Origin of the sequence: Streptomyces sp. NPDC005648, from assembly GCF_040605395.1 — a bacterium.
Classification (GTDB): Bacteria; Actinomycetota; Actinomycetes; order Streptomycetales; family Streptomycetaceae; genus Streptomyces.
The window spans coordinates 192,746-210,665 of sequence record NZ_JBEXCS010000002.1 but is presented as its reverse complement, the minus strand read 5'-3'; the positions used below and the strand labels follow the sequence as shown (position 1 = coordinate 210,665).

The 17,920-nt window shown below is 70.8% G+C and carries 17 protein-coding genes and 1 riboswitch; of the genes, 9 read left to right on the top strand and 8 right to left on the bottom strand.

All coding sequences use genetic code 11. The features are described from left to right. Positions 1-82: 82 nt before the first annotated feature. Together ABZT17_RS02285 and ABZT17_RS02280 are read right to left on the bottom strand one after the other, a co-directional pair. Entirely contained in the window at positions 83-1,126 is a 1,044-nt protein-coding gene (locus ABZT17_RS02285; protein ID WP_356342595.1) for a decaprenyl-phosphate phosphoribosyltransferase, read from the bottom strand. Continuing rightward, on the bottom strand, positions 1,119-1,655 hold the full coding sequence (locus ABZT17_RS02280; RefSeq protein ID WP_356342593.1) for a phosphatase PAP2 family protein: 537 nt from the start codon (positions 1,653-1,655) through the stop codon (positions 1,119-1,121). The genes ABZT17_RS02285 and ABZT17_RS02280 overlap by 8 nt, the downstream gene beginning before the upstream one ends. A 133-nt stretch (positions 1,656-1,788) precedes the next feature. Between ABZT17_RS02280 and ABZT17_RS02275 the strand changes: the two genes are divergently transcribed. Then, positions 1,789-3,162 (top strand): FAD-binding oxidoreductase, encoded by a 1,374-nt coding sequence (locus ABZT17_RS02275; protein WP_356342590.1) that lies wholly within the window; start codon positions 1,789-1,791, stop codon positions 3,160-3,162. 11 nt (positions 3,163-3,173) lie between these two features. Beyond that, complete coding sequence (locus ABZT17_RS02270) at positions 3,174-3,929, top strand: decaprenylphospho-beta-D-erythro-pentofuranosid-2-ulose 2-reductase (RefSeq protein ID WP_356342588.1); 756 nt, start codon at positions 3,174-3,176, stop codon at positions 3,927-3,929. 18 nt (positions 3,930-3,947) lie between these two features. Here ABZT17_RS02270 and ABZT17_RS02265 read toward each other — a convergent pair whose 3' ends face one another. Together ABZT17_RS02265 and trpS are read right to left on the bottom strand one after the other, a co-directional pair. Further along, positions 3,948-4,526: a 2'-5' RNA ligase family protein gene (locus ABZT17_RS02265; protein WP_356342585.1), complete on the bottom strand. Its 579-nt coding sequence runs from the start codon at positions 4,524-4,526 to the stop codon at positions 3,948-3,950. A gap of 137 nt (positions 4,527-4,663) precedes the next feature. Beyond that, positions 4,664-5,677, bottom strand: a complete 1,014-nt coding sequence (gene trpS, locus ABZT17_RS02260; protein WP_356342583.1) for a tryptophan--tRNA ligase — start codon at positions 5,675-5,677, stop codon at positions 4,664-4,666. 131 nt (positions 5,678-5,808) lie between these two features. Between trpS and ABZT17_RS02255 the strand changes: the two genes are divergently transcribed. From ABZT17_RS02255 to ABZT17_RS02245, 3 genes are all read left to right on the top strand, one after another. Continuing rightward, positions 5,809-6,369, top strand: coding sequence for an RNA polymerase sigma factor (locus ABZT17_RS02255; RefSeq protein ID WP_356342580.1), 561 nt, complete (start codon positions 5,809-5,811; stop codon positions 6,367-6,369). 169 nt (positions 6,370-6,538) lie between these two features. Then, the gene (locus ABZT17_RS02250) at positions 6,539-7,378 is read left to right on the top strand and encodes a hypothetical protein (RefSeq protein ID WP_356342666.1); all 840 of its coding nucleotides are present in this window, start codon (positions 6,539-6,541) and stop codon (positions 7,376-7,378) included. A 97-nt stretch (positions 7,379-7,475) separates the two neighbouring features. Continuing rightward, positions 7,476-8,276 carry a hypothetical protein gene (locus ABZT17_RS02245; RefSeq protein WP_356342578.1) on the top strand — a complete coding sequence of 267 codons (801 nt, stop codon included), beginning with the start codon at positions 7,476-7,478 and terminating at the stop codon, positions 8,274-8,276. Between the two features lie 125 nt (positions 8,277-8,401). Here ABZT17_RS02245 and ABZT17_RS02240 read toward each other — a convergent pair whose 3' ends face one another. Beyond that, entirely contained in the window at positions 8,402-9,850 is a 1,449-nt protein-coding gene (locus ABZT17_RS02240; RefSeq protein WP_356342575.1) for a glycine hydroxymethyltransferase, read from the bottom strand. Positions 9,851-9,883: 33 nt separating this feature from the next. After that, positions 9,884-9,972, bottom strand: a riboswitch (ZMP/ZTP riboswitch). A gap of 91 nt (positions 9,973-10,063) precedes the next feature. Here ABZT17_RS02240 and rocD point away from each other — a divergent pair. After that, on the top strand, positions 10,064-11,269 hold the full coding sequence (rocD, locus tag ABZT17_RS02235) for an ornithine--oxo-acid transaminase (RefSeq protein ID WP_356342573.1): 1,206 nt from the start codon (positions 10,064-10,066) through the stop codon (positions 11,267-11,269). Positions 11,270-11,336: 67 nt separating this feature from the next. Here the strand turns inward: rocD and ABZT17_RS02230 are convergent, their stop codons facing one another. After that, positions 11,337-12,521, bottom strand: a complete 1,185-nt coding sequence (locus ABZT17_RS02230; protein ID WP_356342569.1) for a glutathionylspermidine synthase family protein — start codon at positions 12,519-12,521, stop codon at positions 11,337-11,339. A 7-nt stretch (positions 12,522-12,528) separates the two neighbouring features. Next, positions 12,529-12,864: a hypothetical protein gene (locus ABZT17_RS02225; protein ID WP_356342567.1), complete on the bottom strand. Its 336-nt coding sequence runs from the start codon at positions 12,862-12,864 to the stop codon at positions 12,529-12,531. A 153-nt stretch (positions 12,865-13,017) separates the two neighbouring features. Here ABZT17_RS02225 and ABZT17_RS02220 point away from each other — a divergent pair, with 153 nt between their 5' ends. Then, positions 13,018-13,857 (top strand): DMT family transporter, encoded by an 840-nt coding sequence (locus ABZT17_RS02220; protein WP_356342664.1) that lies wholly within the window; start codon positions 13,018-13,020, stop codon positions 13,855-13,857. Between the two features lie 219 nt (positions 13,858-14,076). Here ABZT17_RS02220 and ABZT17_RS02215 read toward each other — a convergent pair whose 3' ends face one another. Next, positions 14,077-14,721 (bottom strand): DUF3050 domain-containing protein, encoded by a 645-nt coding sequence (locus ABZT17_RS02215; protein ID WP_356342565.1) that lies wholly within the window; start codon positions 14,719-14,721, stop codon positions 14,077-14,079. Positions 14,722-15,084: 363 nt separating this feature from the next. On the opposite strand from ABZT17_RS02215, the gene ABZT17_RS02210 reads away from it, so the two are divergent. Both ABZT17_RS02210 and pabB read left to right on the top strand, forming a co-directional pair. After that, a complete protein-coding gene (locus ABZT17_RS02210; RefSeq protein WP_356342662.1) occupies positions 15,085-15,663 on the top strand; it encodes a hypothetical protein in 579 nt (192 codons plus the stop codon). Positions 15,664-15,692: 29 nt separating this feature from the next. Continuing rightward, entirely contained in the window at positions 15,693-17,915 is a 2,223-nt protein-coding gene (gene pabB / locus ABZT17_RS02205; RefSeq protein ID WP_356342562.1) for an aminodeoxychorismate synthase component I, read from the top strand. The last annotated feature ends 5 nt before the right edge of the window (positions 17,916-17,920 follow it).

Sequence of the window (17,920 nt, the reverse complement as noted above, 5' to 3'; positions counted from 1 at the left end):
CGAAAGCGCGGGACAGTGGCGAACAGTATGCCGATTCCCGCGCCGGACGCGGCGCCCGCGCCGATGACCTCGCGCCGGGTGTCTACCAATTCGCCACCGCCAGCCCGTACATCGCGAGCCAGAGCAAGCCGATGAGGGCGAGGGCTCGGTCGCCCAGGACGACGTCCTCGGGCTCGCCGGCGGTGCCCCGGTCGGCGAAGACGGCGTACCGCAGGATGCCGAGGATGAACGCCACCATGGACAGCTGGCGCCAGGGCAGCACGCTGGTGTGCGGGACACCGCCCTCCTCCAGCGCCCACAGGCAGTAGCCGAGGACGGCGACGCCGGCCGCCAGCTGCCAGACGAAGCGCAGGTAGCCGGTGGTGTACTCGGTGAGCAACGCGCGCGTGGCTCCCGGTTTCCCGGCCATCTGCACGGCTTCCGAGTAGCGCTTGGCCGACACCATGAACAGCGCTCCGAAGCCGGTCGTGATCAGGAACCAGCGGGACAGCGGGATGCCGAGCGCGAGCCCGCCGACCGTCGCCCGCATCAGGAACCCGGTCGTGACGACCACGAGGTCCACCACCAGGACGTGCTTGAGGCTGACGCAGTACGCCAGTTGCATACCGAGATACGCCGTCAGCAGCGCGGCGACGACCGGCGACACCAGCCAGGCCGCGAGCACCGGCGCGAGCACACCGAGTGCGCCCCCGACTGCGTACGCGGCCGGCACGGGGACCTGGCCCGCCGCGACCGGGCGGCGCCGCTTGGTGGGGTGGGCCCGGTCGGCCTCGGCGTCACGGGCGTCGTTGATCAGGTAGACGGCGGCGGCGCAGGCGGTGAACAGGCCGAAGACGACGGTGAGTCGGAGGGCCGCGTGCCGGCTGAAGAGCTCACCGGCCGCCGCGGGCGCGGCGACGACCAGGAGGTTCTTGATCCACTGCCTGGGACGTGCGGTTCTGAACAGGCCGAGGACGAGGGCGCCGGGAGTGCGGTCGGGGGTGTGGCCTGGAGTACGGCCAGGGCGCGGGCCAGGGGTGTGGTCGGGGGTAGGCGGTGGAGTGGCGGGCCGATGGGGCGTGCGCTGCTCGAGAAGCGCCGTGTCCTGCGGGTGTGCGCCGCTCGACAGGGGCGCTGCCTCAGTCATGCGCGCCCCCTCTCACCCAGCGCGAGCCGATGCGCGCCGTGAGCGCCCCCAGTGCCGCGCCCGCCGCCACGTCCGACGGGTAGTGCACGCCGACGACCAGGCGGGAGACGCACATCGCGGCGGCCAGGGGCGGAATCGCGTACGCGCCGAGCGCGCCGTAGGCGACGGCGGCGGCCGTGGCGGAGGTCGCGTGGGAGCTGGGGAAGGAGTGTCGGCCGAGGGTGCGCGCGAGGGGGTTCGCATGCGCCGGGCGCGGGCGCCGCACCACCCTCTTCACGACCATGCTGGCGGCGTGCGCGCCTGCGGTGAGCGCCGTCGCGCGCAACCAGGCGCCGCGTTGCGCGCCGTTCACGGCGGCCGAGGCGAGGCCCGCCGCGAGCCACAACGCACCGTGCTCACCGGCCCACGAGAGGGTGCGCGCGGCGGCCGCGACGCGCGGGTCGGTGCCGTACCCGCGACAAGCGGACAGAATGCGGTGATCCAGATGGTCCAGGCGGTCGGGGCTGCCCAAGGCGTCCAAGTCGTCCATGTGGATCCACTGTTCATGCCGACATCGCTGGAACTAAGACAATATTGAGCGACATCCCATTAATCACCCATTTCGGGGAGAGATGTCATGTTTCAAAAACAATCGCTCACATAAGGGCGATACGGTCGCCGACATGCCTGCCAGCACCGTTCCCGGCACCGCCCCCGCCCGCACCACCGTGACCGGATGGGGCCGCACCGCGCCCACCGCGGCCCGTGTGGTCCGTCCACGGACGTACGAGGAGGCCGTGGTCGCCGTCCGTGGCTGCGGGGAGCGCGGGGGCATCCCCAGGGGCCTGGGGCGGGCGTACGGGGACGCGGCGCAGAACGCCGGCGGGTTCGTGCTCGACATGACGGGTCTCGACCGGATCCACGCGATCGACGCCGACGGCGGCACCGTCCTGTGCGACGCGGGTGTCTCCCTGCACCGGCTGATGGAAGTGCTGCTGCCGCTGGGCTGGTTCGTGCCGGTGACGCCCGGTACGCGACAGGTGACCGTCGGCGGCGCGATCGGCGCGGACATCCACGGCAAGAACCACCATGTCTCCGGCTCCTTCTCGCGGCACGTCCTCTCCCTCGAACTCCTCACCGCCGACGGTGAGATCCGCACCGTGGGACGTGGCACGCCGCTGTTCGACGCGACCGCCGGCGGTATGGGCCTGACCGGCGTGATCCTCACCGCCACCGTACGGCTGCTGCCGGTGGAGACCTCCTTGATGGCGGTCGACACGGAGCGGGCGACCGACCTCGACGACCTGATGGCCCGTCTGACCGCGACCGACGACCGTTACCGCTACTCGGTCGCCTGGATCGACCTGCTGGCTCGTGGCGCGGCGAGGGGGCGCGCGGTACTGACCCGTGGCGACCACGCACCCCTGGACGCACTGCCGGCACGCGCGCGCAGACGGCCGTTGGAGTTCCTGACCCCGCGGTTCCCGGCGGCGCCCGCGTTCCTCCCGGAGGGCCTGCTCAGCCGCACGACCGTGGGGCTCTTCAACGAGCTCTGGTACCGGAAGGCGCCGCACGCGCGTACCGGCGAACTGCAGAAGATCTCCTCCTTCTTCCACCCCCTCGACGGCGTCCCGCACTGGAACCGCGTCTACGGCCGGGGCGGCTTCGTGCAGTACCAGTTCGTCGTCGGGTACGGCCGGGAGGAGGCCCTGCGGCGGATCGTGCGGCGCATCTCCGAGCACCGCTGCCCGTCCTTCCTGGCCGTCCTCAAGCGCTTCGGGCGGGCCGACCCGGGCTGGCTCTCCTTCCCGCTGCCCGGCTGGACGCTCGCCCTGGACATCCCGGCGTCGCTGCCCGGCCTCGGGGCCTTCCTGGACCAGCTCGACGAGGAGGTCGCCGCGGCCGGTGGACGCGTCTACCTCGCCAAGGACGCCCGGCTGCGCCCCGAACTCCTCGCCGCGATGTACCCGCGCCTCGACGACTTCCGCGCCCTGCGCGCGGAGACCGACCCGCGCGGGGTCTTCGTGTCGGACCTGTCCCGCCGTCTCGCCCTCTAGGAGCTGCTGTCGTGAAGGACGCCTTCGGTCTCCCCCAGTCCCTGCTCGTCCTCGGCGGTACGTCCGAGATCGCGCTCGCCACCGCGCGCCGGCTGGTCGCGCGCCGCACACGCGTGGTGTGGCTCGCCGGGCGCCCCTCGCCCGCCCTGGAGACGGCGGCCGAGCAACTGCGCGCGGTCGGTGCCGACGTGCACACCGTCGGCTTCGACGCGCTCGACCCCGACTCCCACGAGGCCGTCCTCGGCAAGGTCTTCGCCGAGGGCGACATCGACCTGGTGCTGCTGGCCTTCGGGGTCCTCGGCGACCAGGCGCACGACGAGCGCGACCCGGCCGCCGCGGTACGGGTCGCGCAGACCAACTACACGGGCGCGGTGTCGGCGGCTCTGGTGAGCGCACGCGCGCTGCAGACGCAGGGGCACGGTTCCCTGGTGGTGCTGTCGTCCGTCGCCGGTGAGCGGGCGCGCCGCGCCAACTTCATCTACGGCTCCAGCAAGGCGGGCCTGGACGCGTTCACACAGGGCCTGGGCGACGCGCTGTACGGCACCGGCGTGCACGTCATGGTCGTGCGCCCCGGGTTCGTACGGAGCAAGATGACGGCCGGGCTTCCGGAGACACCGCTCGCGACGACCCCGGAGGCGGTGGCGACGGCGATCGAACTCGGCCTCAGGCGGCGCTCGGAGACGGTGTGGGTACCGGGCACGCTGCGCCTGGTGATGTCGGCGCTGCGGCACGTCCCGCGCGCGCTGTTCCGACGGCTGCCCCTCTAGCGGGCGGCCGCCCCGCGGCTAGCGGGTCGGCAGGGAGCCGCGCTCCACATGGCCGACCTGCGGGGGCACCACGGTGCCTCCGAAGGTGAACTCCCGCAGCTTGCGCCACACGCCGTCCGCGCCCTGCTCGTAGAGGGCGAAACCGGTGCAGGGCCAGTCGGCCTGGTAGTCGGCGAGTTCCTCGAAGGCGCGGTCCATCGACTCCTCGTCGATGCCGTGCGCGACGGTCACATGCGGGTGGTACGGGAACGCCAGTTCGCGGGGCACCGGGCCGGAGGCGTCGCGGACCTGCTTCTGCAGCCGGCTGCAGGCCTCGGCGCCTTCGGCGACCCTGACGTACACGACGGGCGACAGGGGCCGGAAGGTGCCGGTGCCGCAGAGGCGCATCGGGAAGGGCCGGCCGGCCGCGGCGACCTCGGTCAGATGCGCCTCGACGGCGGGCAGGTCGGCGCCGTCGACCTCGGTCGGCGGCAGCAGGGTGACATGCGTGGGGATACCGTGAGCCGCGGCGTCGCCGAAGCCCGCGCGCAGCTGCTGGAGCTGGCTGCCGTGTGGCTCCGGGACCGCGATCGACACGCCGATCGTTACGGTCCCCACGTCGTCTCCTGTCGTCGTGACGGGTTGGTCTGTCAGCCGTCGGCTATCGACTCTACGGCCACGGCTGTGTTGCGGGCAGGCGCAACCGTAGTGATGTGCAGCGCTCTGCCGGTGGTACGTGTGTTCAGTGGTGTACGTCAGTGCTTGGCGGGCAGGAAGCCGACCTTGTCGTACGCCTGGGAGAGCGTCTCCGCCGCGACGGCGCGTGCCTTCTCCGCGCCCTTGGCCAGGATCGAGTCCAGCGTCTCCGAGTCGTCCAGGTACTGCTGGGTGCGCTCCTTGAAGGGCGTCACGAACTCGACCATGACCTCGGCGAGATCCGTCTTGAGGGCGCCGTACATCTTGCCCTCGTACTCCTGCTCCAGCTCGGCGATCGACTTGCCGGTGAGGGTCGAGTAGATGGTGAGCAGGTTGCTGACGCCCGGCTTGTTCTCGGCGTCGTAGCGGATGACGGTGTCGGTGTCGGTGACGGCGCTCTTGACCTTCTTGGCGGTGGCCTTCGGGTCGTCGAGGAGGTTGATGAGGCCCTTCGGCGTGGACGCCGACTTGCTCATCTTGATCGACGGGTCCTGCAGGTCGTAGATCTTCGCCGTCTCCTTGAGGATGTACGGCTTCGGGATCGTGAAGGTGTCGCCGTACCGGCCGTTGAAGCGGGTGGCGAGGTCGCGGGTCAGCTCGACGTGCTGGCGCTGGTCCTCGCCGACGGGGACCTCGTGGGCCTGGTAGAGCAGGATGTCGGCGACCTGGAGGATCGGGTACGTGAACAGGCCGACGGACGCGCGGTCGGCGCCCTGCTTGGCGGACTTGTCCTTGAACTGGGTCATACGGCTCGCCTCGCCGAAGCCGGTGAGGCAGTTCATGACCCAGGCGAGCTGGGCGTGCTCGGGGACATGGCTCTGGACGAACAGCGTGCAGCGCTCGGGGTCGAGACCGGCCGCGAGGAGCTGGGCGGCGGCGAGCCGGGTGTTGGCCCGCAGCTCGGCGGGGTCCTGCGGGATCGTGATCGCGTGCAGGTCGACGACCATGTAGAACGCGTCGTGGGTCTCCTGCAGGGCCACCCACTGACGGACGGCGCCGAGGTAGTTGCCGAGGTGGAACGAGCCTGCGGTGGGCTGGATTCCGGAGAGCACGCGGGGTCGATCAGAGGTCATGTTCACCATTCTCTCAGGTGTCGGGGCCCGATCCGGAACTGGTCGGAAACAGATGGGAACCGATCCGTCTTCCGCGGTGTAACAAGAGTGTGAGAACGCGGGAGGGGGGCCGCATCGTCGATGAGGCCGCGGTGATCGCCCGCGTGCGCGCCGGAGATCCGGAGGCGTACGCGGAGCTGGTGCGGGCCCATACGGGCATCGCGCTCAGGGCGGCCGCGGCGCTCGGGGCGGGTGCGGACGCGGAGGACGTGGTGCAGCAGGCCTTCGTGAAGGCGTACTGCGCGCTGGGCAGGTTCCGGGACGGCTCGGCCTTCAAGCCGTGGCTGCTGTCGATCGTCGCCAATGAGACGAGGAACACAGTGCGCACGGCGGCGCGGCAGCGCACGCTCGCCGGCCGGGAGGCGGCGTTCGCGGAGGCGGAGCCGCTGATACCGGATTCGGCGGACCCGGCGGTGGCGACGCTGGAGACGGAGCGCCGGGCAGCGCTGCTGTGTGCTCTGGAGAAGCTGAGCGAGGAGCACCGCCTGGTCGTCACCTACCGCTTTCTGCTGGAGATGGACGAGTCGGAGACGGCCCAGGCCCTGGGCTGGCCGCGCGGCACGGTCAAGTCCCGGCTGAACCGCGCGCTGCGCAAGATGGGCCGGCTGCTGCCGGATTTCGAGCCTCGGGAAGGGGGTGACGGCAGTGAGTGAGGGACGGGACGCGTACGGCGGCGAGGGCGGCCGTCCTGGCGGCACGGGTCGCCAGGACCCCCGCGGGCGTGGCGGTGACCGCGGTCCGGGATCGGGTTCTGGTGGGGGTCCGCAGGAGCGTGCCCGTGAGCGGACGCAGGAAGGCGGCGCCTCCCGGCTGCCGGACGAGCTGCGCGCGCTCGGCCGGTCGCTGGACGCGCCGGAGGTCGACGGTGCCGGCTCCCTCGGCTCCGAGACGATGGTGGAGCGGGTACTGGGACAGATACTCGCCGAACATCTCGCGGTGCCGGTGGCCGAGCCCCGGGGCCCGCGCGAGCGGCTGCGCGCGGTGCGGCGCTGGGCGCGGCTGAGATGGCGCTCGCTGAGCGTGACGCTGTGTGGGCTGCTGACGGTCCTCGCGCTCACGCCGCCGGTGCGGGCTGCGGTCATGGACTGGTTCGACTTCGGCTTCGGCGGGGTCGAGGTGCGCTACGACCCCTCGGCCGTGCCCTCGCCGGGTGCCGAGGTGCCCGGCTGCGGCAGGTCGGTGTCGCTCGGCCAGGCCGGGCACCGGGCCGGGTTCGAGCCACTGGTGCCGGACGGGCTCGGCGCTCCCGACACGGTGGCGGTGACGGACGAGCCGCGGGGCCGCTTCTTGGTCAGCCTGTGCTGGCGGGAGAGCGGCCGTACGGTGCGGCTGGACGAGTTCCCCGAGCGGCTCGACCCCGCTTTCACCAAGACCCTGCGGGAACAGCCGGAGTGGATCCCGCTGGGTGGGAGCCCGTCGGCCGGCGGTGTGCGGGACTACGCGCTGTGGTTCCCGCGTCCGCATCTGCTGGGTTTCTGGCTGGTCGACACGGACGGGAACCGTTTCACACGCGAGGAGCGGACCGCCGGGCCGACGCTGCTGTGGACCCGTCGGTCGGGCGGGGAGGACGTGACGCTGCGGCTGGAGGGCGTCGCGTCGAAGGATCGTGCGGTGGGGATCGCGAACTCCCTCGAGAAGCCGTCCGGGAAGCCCTCGAAATAGTCGGCGGAGGGTGGGAACCCCCGCGGCTCGGGCGGTGTACCAGAAGTGACACGCGGCTCGCGGGAGGGCCGCAGGGGATCGACCGGTGGGGGAAGAGATGCGTGGACTGAGGAGCAGGTCTCGTGAACTGGGCGCGCTGTCGGGGGCGTTGACCGTGACGCTCGGGCTGGTGGTGTGCGGTGCGTCCTCGGCTTCGGCCGGCGAAGATGAGGCAGCGTCGGGGGTGCGGGCCCAGGGTCCGGATGTCCCCGACGTGGCGATGATCGTCGCCGGTGGCACCGGTCAGACGGAGGTGGTGCGGTCCGGACAGCCCGCCTTCGCCCGTCTGCGACACCTGCTGCGGCCCGCATACACGGGGACCGAGCGCGGACCGCAGGCCTGGACCGACGGCCGCTGCCCGCCCGTGGCCATCACCGTGGTCTGGGGGCTGACAGGCGTCGGAGGCTGGCCGCAGACGGACCGGGCACCGGGTGGGGACGTGGCCGTCGAACGACAGGACCAGCTGTTCGTGGCGGGCGACGGCACCCCCTGGATACGGACCGATCCAGCACCCGCCGTCCAGGACGACGACATCCGCTGGCATCGGGCACCGCGCTCGGTGTTCGTGCAGTTGGAGAGGGAGAAGGTGCTCAGCCGGAAGGTGCTCAGCGGGCTGGGCGACGGGGCGAGCGGTGCCCAGCCAGGCGCGGACGGCACCTCCGGGGGCGGGACCACCTCGCAGAGGCTCACCGTCGGTGAGGCCGGTCATGATCGGGGAAGTGTCTGGTGGGCGGTTCCCGGGCTGGCCGTAGGACTCGCGGCCGGGGCCGGGGGCACGTCCCTGATACGCCGCGCGGCGGCCCGGCAAGGTGCCGGACCGCCGCGGGAGGAGCCACGCCAGGAACTCATCGACCTCTGAGCCGGTCGCTCACCGGTCTGGGAAGCCGCCTGCCTCAGCCAGCCATCGATCTTCGTGAGTCACCGGTCTTTGACAACTCAAGAGTGGATGTTCGCCCAAGGGGGCGTCAGCCCGGGAGACGGCCTTCAGCCCAGGTCGATCTCCGGGTACAGCGGGAAGCCGGCCACCAGGTCCGTCGCGCGGCGGGCGATCTCGTCCGCGATCTTCGCGTCGAGGACGTGCTGGGCCTTGGAGGGGGCTCCCGACTTGGTGGTGCCCGGCTCGGCGGTGGTCAGGACGCGGTCGATCAGGCCCGCCACCTCGTCCATCTCCGCCGTGCCCAGACCGCGCGTGGTCAGGGCGGGGGTGCCGATGCGGATGCCGGAGGTGTACCAGGCACCGTTCGGGTCGGCGGGGATGGCGTTGCGGTTGGTGACGATGCCGGACTCGAGGAGCGCGGCCTCGGCCTGGCGGCCGGTGAGGCCGTAGGAGGTGGCGACGTCGATCAGGTTCAGGTGGTTGTCCGTGCCGCCGGTGACCAGGGTCGCACCCCGGCGCATCAGGCCCTCCGCCAGCGCCCGCGAGTTGTCCACGATGCGCTGGGCGTAGTCCTGGAAGGAGGGCTGACGCGCCTCGGCCAGGGCGACGGCCTTGGCGGCCATGACGTGCGGGAGCGGACCGCCGAGGACCATCGGGCAGCCGCGGTCGACCTGGTCCTTGAGGGAGTCGTCGCACAGGACCATGCCGCCGCGCGGGCCGCGCAGCGACTTGTGGGTGGTGGTGGTGACGATCTGGGCGTGCGGCACCGGGTCGAAGTCGCCGGTCAGCACCTTGCCCGCGACCAGGCCGGCGAAGTGCGCCATGTCCACCATCAGGGTCGCCCCGACCTCGTCGGCGATCTCACGCATGATGCGGAAGTTCACCAGGCGCGGGTAGGCGGAGTAGCCGGCGACGATGATCAGCGGCTTGAACTCGCGGGCGGAGACCCGCAGCGCCTCGTAGTCGATGAGGCCGGTCGCCGGGTCGGTGCCGTAGGAGCGCTGGTCGAACATCTTGCCCGAGATGTTCGGACGGAAGCCGTGGGTGAGGTGACCGCCGGCGTCCAGGGACATGCCGAGCATGCGCTGGTTGCCGAAGGCCTGGCGGAGCTCGGCCCAGTCGGCGTCGGTGAGGTCGTTGACTTGGCGGGCGCCGGCCTTCTCCAGGAAGGGGACCTCCACGCGGTCGGCGAGTACGGCCCAGAACGCCACGAGGTTGGCGTCGATGCCGGAGTGCGGCTGGACGTAGGCGTGGCGGGCGCCGAAGAGCTCCTTGGCGTGCTCGGCGGCGAGGGACTCGACGGTGTCGACGTTGCGACAGCCGGCGTAGAAACGACGGCCGACGGTGCCCTCGGCGTACTTGTCGCTGAACCAGTTGCCCATTGCGAGGAGGGTGGCCGGGGAGGCGTAGTTCTCCGAGGCGATCAGCTTGAGCATCTCGCGCTGGTCGGCGACCTCCTGGCCGATGGCGTCCGCCACGCGTGGCTCGACGGCGCGGATCACATCGAGGGCGGCGCGGAAGGCGGTGGACTCGGTGGAGAGGGACTCGGCTGACATGAGGGACCTCCGGACGTTGGCGTTCAGCGTTCACGGTACGGCCCAGGCGCACGGCACTGTCTCTGCTCGGGCCGCTCCCCGATGGTCGGTCCCATCCCAGCGCGCCAGTCACGGCCCGTCGGTCAGCCTACCGGGCCCGCTCAACGGGGCAGGGCCCGCGTCCACCATGCGAGCGACGATAGGAACAGGGGGATCCTCACCCCGGGAGGCGCCGTGACCGCGATGGAAAACCTGATCGCCGCCGCCGACGCGCACAGTGCGCACACCTATCACCCGCTGCCCGTGGTCGTCGCCACCGCCGACGGCGCCTGGATGACGGACGTGGAGGGGAGGCGGTATCTGGACCTGCTGGCCGGTTACTCGGCCCTCAACTTCGGCCACCGCAACCGACGGCTGGTGGCGGCGGCGAAGGCGCAGCTGGACCGGGTGACGCTGACGTCGCGGGCGTTCCACCACGACCGGTTCGCGGCGTTCTGCTCCGAGCTCGCCGAGCTGTGCGGGATGGAGATGGTGCTGCCGATGAACACGGGCGCGGAGGCGGTGGAGACCGCGGTGAAGACGGCCCGGAAGTGGGGGTACAAGGTCAAGGGCGTACCCGCGGAGATGGCGAAGATCGTGGTCGCCGGGAACAACTTCCATGGGCGTACGACGACGCTGATCAGCTTCTCCACGGACTCGGACGCGCGCGCGGACTTCGGGCCGTACACACCGGGCTTCGAGATCGTGCCGTACGGCGATCTGACGGCGATGCGTTCGGCGGTCACGGAGAACACGGTGGCCGTGCTGCTGGAGCCGATCCAGGGCGAGGCGGGAGTGCTGGTGCCGCCGGGCGGTTATCTGCCGGCGGTGCGGGAGCTGACCCGGGAGCGGGAGGTCCTGTTCGTCGCGGACGAGATCCAGTCGGGGCTGGGGCGGACGGGAAGGACCTTCGCATGCGAGCACGAGGACGTGGTGCCCGATGTGTATGTGCTCGGCAAGGCGCTGGGCGGCGGGATCGTCCCGGTGTCGGCGGTGGTGTCGAGTGCCGCCGTGCTCGGGGTGTTCCTTCCCGGGGAACACGGGTCCACCTTCGGCGGCAATCCCCTGGCCTGCGCGGTGGCCCTGGAGGTGATCGCGATGCTGCGGACGGGTGAGTTCCAGGCGCGGGCGGCGGAGCTCGGGGCGCATCTGCACCGGGGGTTGCGGGGGCTGGCCGATGCGGGGCGGGTCACGGCGGTCCGGGGGCGCGGGCTGTGGGCGGGGGTCGACATCCATCCGCGGTACGGCACGGGACGGGAGGTGTCCGAGAAGCTGATGGACCGCGGAGTGCTGGTGAAGGACACCCACGGCCCGACGATCCGCCTCGCACCGCCCCTCGTCGTCGAAAAGGAGGATCTGGACTGGGGACTGACCCAACTGCGGGCTGTACTGGACCTTTAGCCACCACCACCGCGCGCCAGGGGACCACCGGCCGCCGTGCGCCAAGGGGACACTCAGGAACCGCGCGTCACCGGATCAGATGCGGCAGGAAGCGTGCGTACTCGTCCGTGACCAGCCCGGAGGATTCTCGGATGCCCAGGCCCGCCGACTCGTTCTCGACCACCCACGCGCCGAGCACGACGCGGTTGCCGTCGAAGTCGGGCAGCGGGGCCAACCCCTGGTAGCAGCAGGCCTCTTCGCGCGGGACCGGGTCGCTGCCGGGCTCATGGACGGTGACGCCGGCTCCCTCGCGGCCCAGCAGGGGCTTGGCGACGTAACCGGTGGTCGAGGCGAGCTCGCGGGGACCGTCCAGATAGGCGGGGAGAAGGTTGGGATGGCCCGGGTACAGCTCCCAGAGGACGGCGAGCAGCGCCTTGTTGCTGAGCAGCATCTTCCAGGCGGGCTCGATCCACAGGGTGGTGCCGGTGCCGCCGCCGTTGTCGAGGGTGTCGAGGACATGGCCGGCGAAGCGGTCGGTGGTGAGCCACTCCCACGGGTACAGCTTGAAGCAGCTGCGGATGAAGCGGAGTTGGCTGTCGACGAAGCGGCCGGAGAGACGGTCCCAGCCGATCTCCTCCATGGAGATCCAGTCGGTGTCCAGACCCGCCTGTTCGGCGGTCTCCTTCAGATAGGCGACGGTCATCAGGTCCTCGCCGAGTTCGTCGTCCGAGGAGTGCGCGAAGTAGAGGGGACTGCCCGGCGGGAGGAGGGTGGCCTGTCGCTTCCAGGCGGCGACGAGGCGTTCGTGGAGGGAGTTCCACTGGTCGGCGCCCGGGAAGCGGTCCTCCATCCAGAACCACTGGGGGGAGGCGGCCTCGACCAGGGAGGTCGGGGTGTCGGCGTTGTACTCCAGGAGCTTCGCCGGGCCCGTGCCGTCGTGGCGGAGGTCGAAGCGGCCGTAGAGGGAGGGGAGTTCGGCGCGACGCTGCCAGGCCTCGGCGACCGCCTGGGCCACGCGCGGGTCGGTGATGCCCAGGTCGGAGAAGCGGTCGCCCGTGACGATGTGCTCGGCGGCGGCCAGGCACATGCGGTGGAGTTCCTCGACGGTCTCCTCCAGTGCCTCGACCTCGTCAAGGGTGAAGGAGTAGTAGGCGCTCTCGTCCCAGTAGGGGCGCAGGGAGCCGTCGGGGTGACGGGTCAGGGGGTAGACGAGGCCCTGCTCCTCGACGGTCCGCTGCCAGCCGGGGCGGGGGGTGAGGGTGTGTCGCCGCATGGGTGGTTCAGCCGCCGGAACTGCCCTTGCCGCCGCCGAAACCGCCCCGGGAGACCCCGTGGCCGGAACCGCCGGAGGACTTGCCGGGCTTGCTGAAGGAACCGCCGTCGACCCAGCCGTCCTCCTTCTTGCCCTGGTAGTACCAGATGCCGTGGACGGAGGTGCTGCTGGACTTGCAGTTCTTGTCGGCGACGACCTTGTAGCCCTTGGTCAGGTTGTAGCTGTCGCGGTCCACGCAGCGCTTGTCGGGTTCGGAGGAGCAGGCGGTGAGGGCGGCGGCGAGAAGGCCCATGCCGCCGAGTACGACCGTGCCCGAGCGTAGTTGTCGGCGTGCGTCCGCCATCTTCTTGTCTCCCCGTTCGCTGTGGCTGTCCCGCGTGGCTGGCCCGTGGCCGTCCGGCTTGTTCGGACCACAGCCTAAAGAGAGGTAAGAGCGCGGCTCCCGGCGCCCCCGCCCAACGAGCCTCTCCCCTACAGTCACTTTGTGATCTTTGGGATGGTGTGCGCTCTCGGTGCGGCGGTCTGCTTCGGTACGGCGACGGTGTTGCAGGCGGTGGCCGCGCGGGCGGCGACCGAGGGAGGCGGCGGGGAGGCGGCGCTGCTGCTGCGGGCGCTGCGGCAGTGGCGGTACATGGCCGGGCTCGCCCTGGACGGGCTGGGGTTCCTGCTGCAGATCGTGGCGCTGCGGTCGATCCCCATCTACGCGGTGGCCGCTGCCCTCGCCTCCAGCCTGGCGGTGACGGGCGTGGTCGCGGCCCGGCTGCTGCATGTGCGGCTCAGCGGGGTGGAGTGGGGCGCGGTGGGGGTCGTGTGCGCCGGGCTGGCGATGCTGGGGCTGGCGTCGGGGGCCGAGGGGGATCGCGCCGGGTCGGCGGCGTTGAAGTGGGCGATGCTCGCGGTCGCCGTCGCGGTGCTGCTGCTCGGGCTGCTCGGTGGGCGGTGGTCCGGGCGGGGGCGGGCGCTGGTGCTCGGGCTGGGAGCCGGGTTCGGGTTCGGGGTGGTGGAGGTGTCGGTGCGGCTGATCGACACACTCGCCCCGTCGCATCTGCTCACCAACCCGGCGACGTACGCCCTGCTCATCGGTGGAGGCGCCGCCTTCCTACTGCTGACCTCGGCGCTGCAGCGCGGCTCGGTGACCACGGCGACCGCCGGCATGGTGATCGGCGAGACGATCGGGCCGGCCGCGGTGGGGGTGGTATGGCTCGGGGACCGTACCCGGGAGGGCCTGACCTGGCTCGCGGTGCTGGGCTTCATGATCGCGGTGGCGGGGGCGCTGGCGCTGGCACGGTTCGGGGAGGCGCCGGTGGAGGGGGAGACATCGGTGGAGCCGGCGTGACGACTCGGCGCCCCGCAACGCTCGGTCCTTTGGCGACCGTCGCGGCGGCCACGCAGCGCGGGCCGGTCCCGGCGGGCTTCTCGGGCCCACCTCACGCACCCCACCCTTCAAGCCACCACCCGCTCCCGAAGCCGCCCGCCTCAAGCCACCGCCCGCTCCCGAAGCAGCACGCCTCAAGCCACCGTCCGCGCCCAAAGCTTCCCTCTCCCCCCGCCGTTCTCACCCCATCGCCTCTGTGATCCCGTCCCACAGGCGTGACCGGGCCTCCAGGGCGAGGGTGGCCGTTTCGACGGCCTCTTCCCAGCGGGTGTCGTCGGTGCCGCAGAGGTCGGCGACCATCTGGAGGGCCATGGGGGTGTGTTCCTCGCCGTCGACCTCGATGTGGCGGGCGAGGTAGTCGCGGAAGAGGGGGAAGTGTTCGGTCCCCTCCTTGCTGATGACCTGGTCGAACATGTCGGGGATCAGGTCCTCGCGGGAGAAGGCGAAGGCGGCCGCCCGGCAGTGCAGGGGCCGGTCCTCGATGATGGCGAAGGTCGTGCGGACGAACTCCGACGCGGGGAGCGGGACTTGCGCGCCGCGCAGGGCGGCCGGGACGCCGTGGCCCTCGGTGAGGAGGGCGAGGAACGTGTCGAGGCGGGCCGTCTCCGCGCCCGCTTCGGCCATGGCGGCGCGGTAGAGCTCGAAGTGGCTGGTGAAGCCGCCGTTGAGCTCGTCGCTCTCCTCGACGAGGACGATGTCGTTGATGAGCCGCCGGCTCACCTCCGTGCCGCGGGGGACCCAGGGGACGTCGACGCAGGTGAGGTCCCGTTGGAGGGACTTGAGGAGGGACATGAAGTCCCACACCGCGAAGACATGGTGCTCCATGAACGTCGCCAGATCGGCGCGATCGTCAATCCGCTGATAAATGGGATGGGCGGTGACTTCCTTCCGTGCGGGCTCGATCACGGAACGGGCCCGGTCTATTCCCTCGTGGTTCATATCCCAGTCGTACCTGGACATGTTTCTCCTTCGATCCGGAAAAGCCGGAAGGCTCGGGGAAAGCGATCGTGCAACTTTGACAAGCCAACCGGCAAGCGCTTCCCCGAATTCGGGAAAAGTTACCTCGAGTACAGCCCCACAGAGCACGTCAAGGTGACCGAAAGGCCGATAAAAGAGCACGATACGGACAGCTGGAAAAACATCGTTGAAGATTTGAACGTGCTGTGGAGTTTCCGCGTACTGGACGGCGTGACCAGTAATCCCGTCACCGTCACCGTGGCCTATCACGTGACTCCTGGCCGCGAGTCCGACTTCCACTCGTGGGGGTGGGCGATGCTCGGCGCGAGCGCACAGCAGCCGGGCTTCATGGGGGGTGGCGTCCTTGTCGACCGAGAGGCGGAGTGGCATGTCGTCTATCGCTTCGCCAGCGACGGGACGGCCCGAGCCTGGGAGGACTCGACCGAACGGACGCAGTGGGACATCCGTACGGCGGGCTTCGCCCGGGAGACGGAGCGCCGGAGCGTGCAGGGCTCCAAGGTGTGGTTCGACTCCCAGACCACCACACCGAAGGCGCCGACCCCGCCGCCGAAATGGAAGCTCTGGTTCATCAACATGAGTGCGGTTTTTCCGCCGGTACTCCTGTTCAATATCATTGTCATTCCTTATCTCGGCGGACTCAATCCGCTCGTCCGCACGCTGTTCTTGTGCCTGTGTGTCACGGCAATCGTCACCTGGATTCTGATGCCCCGGCTCCAGCGTTTCTTCAAGAAATGGCTGTATCCGCCTCTCCAGGCACTTCGCGGACGGCACAAAAGACGGACCGCATAGGCCCGCAACGAACCAAGGGAGGTGGGCGGGTGAAGACCCTGCTCATCGACAATTACGACTCGTACACCTACAACCTGTTCCAGCTGATCGCCGAGGTCAACGGCGAGGAACCGGTTGTGGTCCTGAACGACGCCGACGACATCCCCAGCAGAATTCCCGATCTTGTGGAATACCTCGGGCAATTCGACAATGTCGTGGTGTCGCCGGGGCCGGGGCACCCGGCCGAGGCCCGTGACTTCGGGCTCAGTGCCGTGGTGCTCGCCGAGTCGACCGTCCCCGTCCTCGGCGTCTGCCTGGGGCACCAGGGCATCGCGCTCGGGGAACAGGGCGTGGTGGCGCCCGCACCGCAGCCCCGGCACGGGCATCTGTCCACGGTCCGGCACGACGGACGGGACCTGTTCCAGGGACTCCCGCAGGACTTCACCGCCGTCCGCTACCACTCGCTGGCGGTGCGCGAGCCGCTGCCGGAGATGCTGGAGGCCACCGCCTGGGCGGAGGACGGGGTGCTGATGGGGATCAGGCACCGCGGCCGGCCGCTGTGGGGGGTGCAGTTCCATCCGGAGTCGGTGCTCACCGAGTACGGGCACCGGATGCTGGTCAACTTCCGCAATCTCACGGCGAAGCGGGCCCGCAGACTGCGGACCAAGAACACCGCGGTCACCCCGGACGCGGCGGCGATCCCGGCCTCCGTGACGGCGATCCCGCGTCCTCGCCGGGCATCCGGGGCCGCCCCCGCCTACCGGCTGCACTCCCGCCGGATCGCCGGCGCGGTCGACACGGAGGCCGCCTTCACCCGGATGTACGGGGCGTCCCGGCGGTCGTTCTGGCTGGACAGCGCCCTGGTCGAGGAGGGGCGGTCGCGGTTCTCGTTCTTCGGTGACGACAGCGGGCCGCTCGCGGAGTATGTGCGCTACGACGTCGAGAGCGGACGGTGCGAGGTCGAGCGGGCGGGGCGGCCGACACGGAAGGTCGCGGCGAGCGTCTTCGACTATCTGAGACGGCAGTTGACGAGCCGGAGGGTGGATGCGGGCGGGCTGCCGTTCGACTTCACCGGGGGCTATGTCGGCTACTTCGGCTACGAGGTGAAGGCCGACTGCGGTTCACCGAACCGGCACTCCTCCGAAGTCCCGGACGCGTGCTGGCTGTTCGCGGACCGGTTGATCGCGGTGGACCATCTGAAGGGGTTCACCTACGCGGTCTGTCTGGCCGAGGGCACCCCGCAGGGCACGCGGGAGGCCGAGGACTGGCTGGAGAGCGCGGTGGCCCAGCTGACCTTCGTCTCCGCGGATGCCGAACGTCCGCCGCCGCCCGCCGCCGTCGAGCCCGACCTCGGCGCCGCCGAGCCGTGGCTGGTGCGGGACCGGGCCGGGTACATCGCCGATATCGAGGCCTGCCGACGGGAGCTGAGGGCGGGGACGAGCTACGAGATCTGTCTCACCAACGCGGCCCGCTTACCCGCTCCGCCCGACGCGTTCGACTTCTACCGGGTGCTGCGCCGGGTCAACCCGGCCCCGTACGCGGCCTTCCTGAGGTTCGGGGACGTCGATGTGGCCGGATCCTCCCCCGAGCGGTTTCTGCGGATCACCCGGGACGGGGTGGCCGAGGCCCGGCCGATCAAGGGGACCGCGCCGCGCGGTGACGGGCCGGAGGAGGACGCCCGGCTGCGGGACGCGCTGGCGGCGGACGCCAAGACCCGGGCCGAGAACCTGATGATCGTCGACCTGCTCCGCAATGACCTGGGGCGGGTGTGCCGTACGGGTTCGGTGCGGGTGACGCGGCTGATGGCGACGGAGACGTACGCGACCGTGCATCAGCTGGTCTCCACCGTCGAGGGGCGGCTCAGGAACGGTACGGACGCGGTGGACTGCGTACGGGCCTGTTTTCCCGGCGGTTCGATGACCGGGGCGCCGAAGCTGCGGACGCTGGAGATCATCGACTCGCTGGAGACCGAGGCGCGGGGCGTGTACTCCGGGGCGCTCGGTTACCTGGGGTGCAGCGGCGGTGCGGATCTGAACATCGTCATACGGACCGCCGTGATCGCCGACGGGGTGATGCAGCTGGGCGCCGGGGGTGCGATCGTGCTCGACTCCGATCCGGTCGCCGAGTACGACGAGATGCTGCTGAAGACGGCGGCGCAGATGCGGGCGCTGCGGCTCTACACCACCGACCGCGTTCGGGAGCAGCGGGAGTTCACCACGGCCCGCGTGGATGCCCGGCATGAGCACACGGTGGCCGAGGAGTCGGTGCGATGACGACG